The organism is Pseudomonas sp. 32_A, from assembly GCF_017490905.1.
GTDB classification, from domain to species: domain Bacteria; phylum Pseudomonadota; class Gammaproteobacteria; order Pseudomonadales; family Pseudomonadaceae; genus Aquipseudomonas; species Aquipseudomonas inefficax.
On record NZ_JAFGYI010000012.1, the window covers coordinates 125,774 to 132,903 of the forward strand.

Annotated in this window: 6 protein-coding genes and 1 pseudogene; 5 read left to right on the forward strand and 2 right to left on the reverse strand. The window is 61.6% G+C overall.

The features are described from left to right. Window positions 1–558 precede the first annotated feature (558 nt). Both J5M58_RS10230 and J5M58_RS10235 read right to left on the reverse strand, forming a co-directional pair. Entirely contained in the window at window positions 559–996 is a 438-nt protein-coding gene (locus tag J5M58_RS10230) for an MAPEG family protein (protein ID WP_207878067.1), read from the reverse strand. Then, window positions 993–1,130, reverse strand: a complete 138-nt coding sequence (locus J5M58_RS10235) for a hypothetical protein (protein ID WP_181457404.1) — start codon at window positions 1,128–1,130, stop codon at window positions 993–995. The genes J5M58_RS10230 and J5M58_RS10235 overlap by 4 nt, the downstream gene beginning before the upstream one ends. Window positions 1,131–1,237: 107 nt before the next feature. Between J5M58_RS10235 and J5M58_RS10240 the strand changes: the two genes are divergently transcribed. The 5 genes and pseudogenes from J5M58_RS10240 to J5M58_RS27900 form a co-directional block, all read left to right on the forward strand. Then, entirely contained in the window at window positions 1,238–2,068 is an 831-nt protein-coding gene (locus J5M58_RS10240; RefSeq protein WP_207878070.1) for a helix-turn-helix domain-containing protein, read from the forward strand. A gap of 212 nt (window positions 2,069–2,280) precedes the next feature. Beyond that, window positions 2,281–3,156, forward strand: a complete 876-nt coding sequence (locus J5M58_RS10245) for a universal stress protein (protein WP_112253889.1) — start codon at window positions 2,281–2,283, stop codon at window positions 3,154–3,156. 392 nt (window positions 3,157–3,548) lie between these two features. After that, window positions 3,549–4,775 carry an MFS transporter gene (locus tag J5M58_RS10250; RefSeq protein WP_133973523.1) on the forward strand — a complete coding sequence of 409 codons (1,227 nt, stop codon included), beginning with the start codon at window positions 3,549–3,551 and terminating at the stop codon, window positions 4,773–4,775. 302 nt (window positions 4,776–5,077) lie between these two features. Then, the gene (locus J5M58_RS10255) at window positions 5,078–6,919 is read left to right on the forward strand and encodes a potassium transporter Kup (protein WP_243432288.1); all 1,842 of its coding nucleotides are present in this window, start codon (window positions 5,078–5,080) and stop codon (window positions 6,917–6,919) included. A 6-nt stretch (window positions 6,920–6,925) separates the two neighbouring features. Continuing rightward, a pseudogene (locus J5M58_RS27900) lies at window positions 6,926–7,130 on the forward strand (hypothetical protein); the annotation flags it as partial.

Here is a 7,130-nt window from a genome sequence, read left to right on the forward strand (position 1 = left end):
CGAAGCCATGGCCTTTACAGGAATGGCACCAACCCCGGGCCAGGCGCAATCCCTGTGGGAGCGGGTTAACCCGCGAAGAATGCAACGCAGTGCCTGGCACCGGCTGTGCCGGTGTTCGCGGGTAAACCCGCTCCCACACCGACCGTGCCGGCTTCAAGATCCTTGGCCATGGCCATGGCCTTTACAGAAATGGCACCAACCCTAGGCCAGGCACAATCCCTGTGGGAGCGGGTTCACCCGCGAAGAATGCAACACAGTGCCTGGCACCGGCTGCGCCGGTGTTCGCGGGCATGCCCGCTCCCACACCGACCGTGCAAGCTTCAAGATCCTTGGCCGAAGCCATGGCCTTTACAGGAATGGCCCCCCCTGGGCCAGGCGCAATCCCTGTGGGAGCGGGTTCACCCGCGAAGAATGCAACACAGTGCATGGCACCGGCTGTGCCGATGTTCGCGGTTCAAACCCCATACACACAAATGGTGCATGCCTTGAAAATTGAGCAAAGTCAGTTGCGCCCACATACAAACACAATGCCACTGCGAGACTAGCAGCCAGACTGCGTCACCAGGCAAAAGAACTCACCACCTTCACTGCGATAACTACGCAAAAGCCCAGCAAGCAAACAACCCCTATGCCATAAAACACCGTGCGCCACGGCTGCACACCTGCCAAATAAGCCCATGTGTGCAGGACCCTGGCAAAGGTGAACAAGATGCTCAGCCAGACGATCGGCCCCGCCGCTGTGTCGAGGGCAATGGCGAGCCCGCAGAGAGCGAAGAATGCTGGGATATTTTCCAGGTCGTTGGCCCAGACCCTGGCGGCACGAGCTACCTCCGGCCGCTCCGCTTCCTGCGCGTTTCGCTTGAAAACAGCGGCATCCTCCACGTTTGTGAAAGCCACGAATCGCAAGCGGTAATAGCCCTGATAACACGAGACTACAAACATCTTGAAGAACAGCACCACAACGCACAGCGCGTATACAGCCAAGGCACTGTTCACGGATGACGCTCCCCGGCAACGCCGCTGGCCACCAGATGGAGCAGATGACCCAGCGAAACGACTACGGCTTTCAGCCGCACTGCATCGAGTAGAAACGGTTCCAGCAACACCAACGCACAGATACGCAAGCCCATCGTCCTCTCCTGAGTAGGGTTTCCCGGCAAGGTAGTGATAGGGTTGTCTGCGCTCAATGACCTGTGAGGTCATGGACACTTTACTCACGGACGATCAGGGTCAACGCATGAGCCATCAACTGTTCCACCGGAAAAGCCCTGCGCCGCTGACCTCGGCAGGCCAACATGTGCGCCTTCTGCGCCAGCAAGCCGGGCTCAGCCAGCTTGAGCTTTCGCTGCTGGCAGGCCTGTCGCAGCGTCATCTGAGCTGCGTGGAGACAGGGCGGGCCAAAGCCAGCCCCAGCACACTGCATGCCCTGCTTTCAGCCCTTGGCGCGCCACTGGAACACTGCAACGAAGTGTTCGTCGCGGCCGGGTACGCCCCCCGGTACGCAGCCTCGCCGCTCGATGCTCCTGAATTGGCCTTGGTGCATGGCGCCATCGAGCACATCCTGCAGGCAAACAACCCCGCACCTGCGATCGTCATCGACAGCGACTGGAACGTCATCGCCGCAAATGCGAGCACCGGCTTGCTGTTGGCGATGGTGGGCATTCCCACACACGCGGCGTCAGGCCTCAATCTGTTGGAAACCCTGCTTCACCCCGGCGGCCTGGGGGACCATCTGGCCAACGCAGCGCAGATCCGCGCCGTTGCCTGGCAACGCGCATCCAGGGAAGCCGCCAGCAACCCTGCGCTGGCAAGGCGCTTGCGCGACCTGCCCACCCCATCCACCTCCACGCAGGCGACAAGTGCCACGCCGGTGCTGCTGACACGTGTGAACACCCCGGAAGGTGAACTGAGGTTTCTGTCCACCTTCACCACCTTTGGCATGCCGCTGGACATCACCGTGGAATCGCTGCGCATCGAGCATCTGATTCCTGCCGACCCGCAGACTCGGCAAAGAATGCTGGCGGCGTTCGAACAGGGCTATCCGCCGGGTTCGCCTCTGCGCGGGTAAACCTGCTCTACCAAAAGGCAGCCGCCGGCCTTGAGGTGCGCAAAAGTGGTCAGCTCGAGCTCGGAGCCTCACTTCATTGACGCACATCAAGCCGCCGGGCCGGGTTCGCGCGAGGATGGTTGTCAGCAAGGAACGTCTCGACAACCGCCATGCGCCGTGCTCAAGGCTATCGCCATCGATCACCGTGCGCGGCTTTGGACAAGGAGCCCCACATGAGCCAACTCAACCACGTACTGGTAGCCACCGACCTGTCCACCTCCGCCCGCAATGCGGCAGAGCGCGCTGCGTACCTGAGCAAGGCGCAACAGGCATCACTGGACCTGCTGTACGTTGCCAACCCGGCCCCCTTCGAGCGCCTGAAGCAACTGATCGCACCCGGTGACGATCTGCTGAAGCGCGTACTGGATACCGCTGGCGAAAAAATTCGCGCACTGGCTGCAATGCTGTTCCAGCGCCATGACATCGCCGCTGGCGTACAGGTCGCGCACGGCTCGGTGACCACGGAGATCACCCGTGTGGTGCAGGATAAACGCAGCGATCTGCTGGTATGCGGGGCGAAGGGCCAGAGCGTGGCGCGGCGCCTGCTGCTGGGCTCAACCGTGCAGAAAATGCTGAACCACATGCCCTGCCCTTTGCTGGTGGTCAAACAGGCGCCACGCGATGCGTACCGGACCTTGCTGGTTGCAGTCGATTTTTCGCCTTCGTCACTGCGCTCGATCGAACTGGCAAAAGCCATCGCCCCACAGGCCGAGATCATTCTGTTGCATGTGTACGAAGCGCCATTCGAAGGCAGCATGCGCTTTGCTCATATCGACCACGACACCCTTGCACACTATCGCAATGTCATCCGCAAGGAGGCGGTGAAGCAACTCGCGGCCTTGAGCGAAACCGCCGGAGTGGCAGATGCTCGGCAAATCGTGGTGCATGGCGACCCTGGCTGGCGGATTGCCGAGCAGGAACAAGAGCTGGAATGCGACCTGATCGTAGTCGGCAAGCAAGGGGAAAGCGCGCTTGAAGAGCTGCTGATAGGCAGCGTCACCAAGCATGTGCTGAACGAATCCCAGTGCGATGTGCTGGTCTCGCCATAGGATGCAAGTGATGTGGAGGACGCCTGCGTGTCCTTCGCGGACAAGCCCGCGTTCATAGAAACACATGACTCATTGGTTAAGTGAGGTTTTGTAGGAGCAGCCTTGTGCTGCGAAGAGGCCGGGACAAGCAATACAAAGGCTTTGTCAGTACCGGCCTCTTCGCAGCACAAAGCTGCTCCTACAATGGACGCTTCAAACGAGCAATATTTGTTCTCTGCGCTCCCATCCAACAGCGGGCGCTCTGCGCAAGGCGTTTCATCGATTGCGCTGATGATTACTATCGAACGACCCGCATGTTGGCCAGGCAAAACCGTCCCCTATAATCGCCAGCACATTTCCCCCGCTCCTTTGCGCCTGTTTAAGGCGACATCCCTCTCTTGGAACCCAACACCATGCCAAGTGCCAGCCAGGCCCCTCGCGGCCTTCCCGAACATGATCAACAAAGCGTCAGCCAGCAGTGGCTGGCAATCCTATCGGTCGCCGTCGGCGCCTTCGCCCTGGTGACCAGCGAGTTCCTGCCGGTAGGCGTACTCAACGATGTCGCCAGCGACCTCGGCATCAGTGCAGGCCACGCCGGCCTGATGGTCACCCTGCCCGGCATCATGGCCGCCCTCGCCGCCCCATTGCTGTCGGTGGGCATTGGCGCCCTGGACCGTCGCTACCTGCTGATCGGCCTGACGCTGATCATGATCATCGCCAACGCGGTGGTGGCCTACGCCAGTGACTTCAATCTGCTGCTGTTCGGCCGCGTGCTGCTGGGCGTGAGCATTGGCGGCTTCTGGGCGACGGCCATTGCCCTCAGCGGCCGCCTGGCGCCCAAGGGCGTGGGCGTAGCCCAGGCCACCTCGATCATCATGGTCGGTGTAACCCTGGCCACCGTGCTGGGCGTGCCGGTAGGCACCTGGTTGAGCGGCCTGATGGGCTGGCGCATGACCTTCCTGGTAACTGCGCTACTGGGCGTACCGGTGCTGCTGGCGCAGATCCTGTTGCTCCCGCGGCTCAACCCGGACAAGGCCATTCGCATCAGCGACCTGCCGGCCCTGTTCATCAACCCACAGGCGCGGGTTGGCCTGATCGCCGTGTTGCTGATCGGCCTGGCCCATTTTGCTGCATACACCTATGTAGCCCCCTTCTTCAAGCAAAGCTCCGGCTTCGATGGGCCTACCATTGGCTCGTTGCTGCTGCTTTATGGCGTGGCCGGGGTATTCGGCAATATCTTCGCCGGTTTCGCCGCCAATCGCAGCGTACGTCACACCCTGCTGCTGGTAGCGCTGATGATCGGCACCAGCACGGCCCTGTTCCCCCATTTCGCCACCGGCATGACCGGTGCCGCGATGCTGATCGGGTTGTGGGGCTTCGCCTTCGGCGCGTTCCCCGCCTGCGCCAGTATCTGGATGTTCGTCGTCGCGCCCAAGGATGTCGAACGTGGCATGCCGCTGTTCGTTGCCATGTTCCAGGTGATCATTGCGCTGGGCTCGTTCTTCGGCGGGCGGATCGTCGACCAACTGGGCAGCTCGGTGCTGCTGAGCCTGGCCACGGCCCTGGTGGGCTGCGGTTTCGCTACGGTGCTGGTGTTGGGCCGTAATGTCAGCAACAGCCTGGCGGCGCAACCTGGCTGAGCAGCCCATCGCCGGCCAGCCAGCGCCTACAGGGACCGCGTAACTCTTGAAGTCTGCGCTGTACCTGTAGGAGCTGGCTTGGCGAGGACCGCAAAGCGGCCCCAGGGGTAATGAGAGGCATTGGGACGCACACTGATTTTTTACGCTCTTTTTACGGCTGAGCCGACACACAGAAGGAATACTGGGCGCGCGATGCTCAGGGATGGCATGCATATCTAACCGCCAGTCCAGAGAAGCCTTTCGTGAGCCAGTCCACCGTCATCGCAAATCAATCCGTTCCCGGCAAGTCCAACCCTATCGGCATGCTCGTCGCCGCTGTTGGCGTTGTGTATGGCGACATCGGCACCAGCCCGCTGTACACCCTCAAGGAAGTGTTCGCCGGGCACTATGGCGTGCAAGCCAACACCGCCGGTGTACTCGGTGTTCTGTCACTGGTGTTCTGGTCGTTGCTCTGGGTGGTGTCGCTCAAATACGTACTGTTCATCCTGCGTGCCGACAATCAGGGCGAAGGTGGCATCATGGCCCTGACCGCCCTGGCACATCGGGCGGCGGCTCCCTACCAGCGCCTGGGCAGGATACTGGTATTGCTCGGCCTGTTCGGCGCCGCGCTGTTCTACGGCGACAGCATGATCACGCCGGCGATTTCCGTGCTCTCGGCCGTCGAGGGCCTGCAACTGGCCTTCGACGGCATCGAACATTGGGTCGTGCCGCTGTCGGTGGTGGTGCTGGTGGCGCTGTTCCTTATCCAGAAGCACGGCACCGCGCGCATCGGCATCCTCTTCGGGCCGATCATGGTGCTGTGGTTCATCGTACTGGGTGCACTGGGCCTGCACGGCATCGTCCAGCGCCCGGAGGTGCTGCAAGCGCTCAACCCACTCTGGGCAGTGAAGTTCTTCGTGCTGCACCCGGGCATGGGGGTGGCGATTCTGGGCGCGGTGGTACTGGCGCTGACCGGCGCCGAAGCACTGTACGCCGATATGGGGCACTTCGGCCGCAAACCCATTGCCCGGGCCTGGTTCCTGCTGGTGTTGCCCGGGCTGGTGCTGAACTATTTCGGCCAGGGCGCACTGATCCTCGGCGACCCGCAGGCAGTGCGCAACCCGTTTTACCTGCTGGCACCCGAATGGGCCTTGCTGCCCATGGTCGGGCTGGCCACGCTGGCCACCATCATCGCGTCCCAGGCCGTGATCTCCGGCGCGTTCTCGTTGACGCGCCAGGCCATCCAGCTGGGTTATGTACCGCGCATGTTCATTCAGCATACCTCCAGCGAGGAACAGGGGCAGATCTACATCGGCATGGTGAACTGGGCACTGATGGTCGGCGTGGTGCTGCTGGTGGTTGGCTTCGAGTCGTCCGGGGCGCTGGCGGCAGCCTATGGCGTAGCCGTGACCGGGACCATGCTCATCACCACCCTGCTGGCTTCGGCAGTGGTGCTGTTGTTGTGGAAGGCTCCACGCTGGCTGGCGGTGCCGATGCTGCTGGCGTTGCTGTTGGTAGACAGCCTGTATTTTGCCGCCAATGCGCCGAAGATCCTCCAGGGCGGTGCATTTCCGGTGATTGCGGGCCTGGCGCTGTTCATCCTGATGACTACCTGGAAGCGCGGGCGAAGGATCATCGTCGAGCGGCTGGACGAGAGCTCACTGCCGCTGGACCTGTTCATTACCAGCCTCAAGGCCCAGCCGCCTCATCGCGTGGGCGGTACTGCCGTGTTCCTGTCCGCCAGGCCAGAGGCGGTGCCCCACGCCTTGCTGCACAACCTGCTGCATAACCAGGTACTGCATGAACAAGTGGTGCTGTTGACCGTCGTGTTCGAGGATGAGCCACGGGTCAGCGCTGGCAAGCGCTGTGAGGTCGAGGCATTTGGTGACGGCTTCTACCGCGTGAGCCTGCATTTCGGTTTCATGGAGGAGCCCGACGTGCCCTTGGCGTTAAGCCGCTGCCAACGTGCGGACCTGGAGTTCGGCCCCATGCGCACCACCTATTTTCTCAGCCGGGAGACAGCCATTGCAGGCAGGAAGATGGGCATGGCCCGCTGGCGGGAGCACCTGTTTGCCTTCCTGCTGAAGAATGCCAACAGCAACCTGAAGTACTTCCAGCTGCCGCTTAACCGGGTGATCGAGCTTGGCACTCAGGTCGAAATCTGAGCCGTCATGGATCGCGATCCTTCTGTCAGGACGATAGAACTTGCAAAGCCGCCGCGAGTCTTATCAGCACCTGAGCTCTACCTGCGCCGTTGGAGGCGAAACAACATGAGAAAATCCCTGGTGGCCGTCTTTGCGTGTGCTTTGGCATTCGGCGCAACGGCATTGTTGCCTGCCGATATCTCGCCGATCGGTTCAGCGTATGCCAAAGGTG

What these genes read in the sequence shown, in the direction of transcription:
- J5M58_RS10245 (WP_112253889.1), top strand. Translation starts at nt 2,281, where the DNA reads ATGAGCCAACTCAACCACGTACTGGTAGCCACCGACCTGTCCACCTCC.
- J5M58_RS10240 (WP_207878070.1), top strand. Translation starts at nt 1,238, where the DNA reads ATGAGCCATCAACTGTTCCACCGGAAAAGCCCTGCGCCGCTGACCTCG.
- J5M58_RS10250 (WP_133973523.1), top strand. Translation starts at nt 3,549, where the DNA reads ATGCCAAGTGCCAGCCAGGCCCCTCGCGGCCTTCCCGAACATGATCAA.
- J5M58_RS10255 (WP_243432288.1), top strand. Translation starts at nt 5,078, where the DNA reads ATGCTCGTCGCCGCTGTTGGCGTTGTGTATGGCGACATCGGCACCAGC.
- J5M58_RS10235 (WP_181457404.1), bottom strand. Translation starts at nt 1,130, where the DNA reads ATGGGCTTGCGTATCTGTGCGTTGGTGTTGCTGGAACCGTTTCTACTC.